The sequence below is a fragment of the Maccoyibacter intestinihominis genome, from assembly GCF_040096355.1.
Classification (GTDB): Bacteria; Bacillota; Clostridia; order Lachnospirales; family Lachnospiraceae; genus Maccoyibacter; species Maccoyibacter intestinihominis.
Genome location: NZ_JBBMEX010000030.1, coordinates 1 through 1,661, shown reverse-complemented (window position 1 = coordinate 1,661; position 1,661 = coordinate 1). Strand labels below are relative to the sequence as shown.

The following is a 1,661-nucleotide window of genomic DNA, read 5'->3' as shown; positions in this document are numbered from 1 at the left end:
TCATAGTTTTTATCATTCCTTTCGCTTCGCTCAAGGCACAAACAAGTTATGAAAAATGTTGTGCCCCTCCACTCTTTGATTTATAATTCTTTCAAGGAATAGCAATACACTACAGAGCACGGAAGGAGAAGTGGCGAATTTATTTCGACCCCGTATAGTTATATGTGCCGTCATCCTTACAAGCACAAACAAGTGGGACATTGAGCCCGGACTCTTATCATTGGTAATAAACCATGTTTATTCAGTCGCAGGATGACAGTCAATGTTGCTATTCCCTTTTTATTAAGGTGGTGATACTTAATGATGAAGTTAAAATACTCCATCTGCTGTGGACTTGATGTCCACAAAAATGTTATCGTTGCAACCATCGTAACTACCAATAAGGACGGCATATCCGAATATCTGCAAAAATCTTTTTCAACCATCAACTCAGATATTCAAAGGTTTCACAACTGGCTTATCGAGAATAATTGCTATCATGTTTGTATGGAATCCACCGGAAAGTATTGGATTCCTATTTTTAATTATCTCGAAAATGACATTGATGTCTGCCTTACACATCCGAAGTATGTCAAAGCCATTAAAGGCAAGAAAACGGACAAAAAGGATTCTAAATGGATTGCCGACCTCTACAAATTTGATCTTGTCAGATGTTCCTTTATTCCTCCAAAAGATTTTCGTCAGCTTAGGGAACTTTCCAGATACCGTTTCAAGCTGGTCTGCATGAAGTCTTCCGAGAAGAATCGCATCCAGAACTGTATGACCATTTCCAATGTCGGCATTGCCAGTGTTCTTTCTGATCCTTTTGGCAAGACAGCAACTGAAATCATCTCTTATCTATTGGAGCATACTGCTGATTCCATGGATGAAAAAGCTGTCCGCAAACTCATAAAGAAAGGGGCTAAATCCAAGTCTGATGAAATCATCGAAGCCATCAAAGGCTACACTATTGAAACAGATCAGGCTAAAAAACTAGAGCTTGCCCGGGGGCATCTGGAATATCTCGATGATATGATTACCCAGACCGAAGTGGAACTCTATGTCCGCATCAAGCCTTATTACGAGTTCGTGGAGTTTGTCAGTACCATGCCCGGCATGACAGAGTTAAGTTCCACGATTGTTCTTGCAGAAACGGGCGTTGATATGGATATTTTTGATGATGCAAAACATCTGTGTTCCTGGTGCGGACTTTCTCCTGCCAACAATGAATCCGCTGGTAAGAAAAAGTCTGTCCGCATTGCCAAAGCAGGCGATTACCTGAAACCAATGATGGTTCAATGTGCCCTTGCTGCAATTAAGAGCAAAAAGCAGCCTTATTTTGCAATCAAATATGGTCGAATCAAAAAGCGACGTGGACACAAAAAGGCAATCATTGCCATTGCAAGAATGATGATGGTCTGTATTTACCACATGGTTTCAGAAAAGAAGCCCTTTACCCCTACTGACTATGAGGAATTGATGGACCCTCAGAATCATGTAGAGAGTGTCGTCTTGAATGAGAACAATGTGTTTGCTTACCTTGAAAGCCTTGGTTACGACAGCTCTAAGTTAGTGAAACGCAACGATAACTAACATTTTTTCTGCTTTCTATACTTGTAAAAACAGGGTTTTATGAACCCTTATATAAGTGCGCCCAAAAATCTACTTTATTTTTCACTCTT

General features: G+C 40.3%; 1 protein-coding gene. It reads left to right on the top strand.

Annotation, left to right across the window (positions count from 1 at the left end; genetic code table 11):
• Positions 1-300 precede the first annotated feature (300 nt).
• Positions 301-1,572: an IS110 family RNA-guided transposase gene (locus tag WMO43_RS14035; protein WP_022204360.1), complete on the top strand. Its 1,272-nt coding sequence runs from the start codon at positions 301-303 to the stop codon at positions 1,570-1,572.
• Positions 1,573-1,661: the final 89 nt, after the last annotated feature.

Excerpts from the sequence above, each read along its gene's own strand:
- WMO43_RS14035 (WP_022204360.1), top strand. The coding sequence starts at position 301 with ATGATGAAGTTAAAATACTCCATCTGCTGTGGACTTGATGTCCACAAA.